This window comes from Limnohabitans sp. JirII-31, from assembly GCF_002778315.1.
Lineage (GTDB): Bacteria > Pseudomonadota > Gammaproteobacteria > Burkholderiales > Burkholderiaceae_C > Limnohabitans.
On sequence record NZ_NESA01000038.1, the window covers coordinates 1 to 859 of the forward strand.

The following is an 859-nucleotide window of genomic DNA, read 5'->3' on the forward strand; positions in this document are numbered from 1 at the left end:
CCTCTCTGTCCAACAACCAGCGCCAATCGGGGACGTAGGGCAGCAACACCCAGGTCGGTCGCCCCAAGGCTCCAGACAAATGTGCCACGCTGGTATCCACGCTGATCACCACATCCATCAGCTCACACAATGCAGCCGTGTCTGCAAAGTCTTTGAGTTCATCACCGAAGTATTGGATTCTTGATTGCTTGAGCGTCTCTTGATCAACCGCTCGGATCTCCTTTTGCAGACACACATAGTCAAAGCTATTTGGCAAATAATGAATTAACTCATCGAGCCTCAGGCTGCGGTTGTGATCTTTTTTATGCTGTGTACTTCCGCTCCACACCAAACCAACGCGTGGCTTGGATTTGGGGCCAAGCTTGATGCGCCATTGGTTGACCTTGGCCTTGTCGCTACGCAGGTAAGGCTCTGGTGAGGGGATCGTGCTGAGCTCTGTTTTGAAGGCCAAGGGCAAAGACAGCAGTGGACAGTGGTAGTCAAACGCAGGCAGGGCTTGCCTGCTCTGCACCAATTCATCAACACCTTCCAAGCCTTGTAGCAACGGCACTAGAGCAGCGGGAATCTCCATCACCACACGAGCCCCCTGGGCTTTGACCAACTTGGCATAGCGGCAAAACTGGATGGTGTCACCCAAGCCTTGCTCGCTGTGCAGCAGGATGGTTTGCCCCTGCAATGACTCCACACCCAGCCACTGGGGTTGAGAGAAATTGGGAAGCTTTGACCCAAGATCTTCGTGCTTCCAACGCCACTCATAGCTTTTCCAACCTTCTTTAAATTGCCCCAGAGCCAAAAGTTCCAGTGATTTGTTCCAATGCGCACCCGCATAGTCTGGCTTTAGGCTGATTGCTTTGTCATA

The 859-nt window shown here is 52.5% G+C and carries 1 pseudogene; it reads right to left on the reverse strand.

Features of this window, described 5'->3' with window-relative positions:
* Positions 1-859, reverse strand: a pseudogene (locus B9Z41_RS17085) (hypothetical protein); the annotation flags it as partial.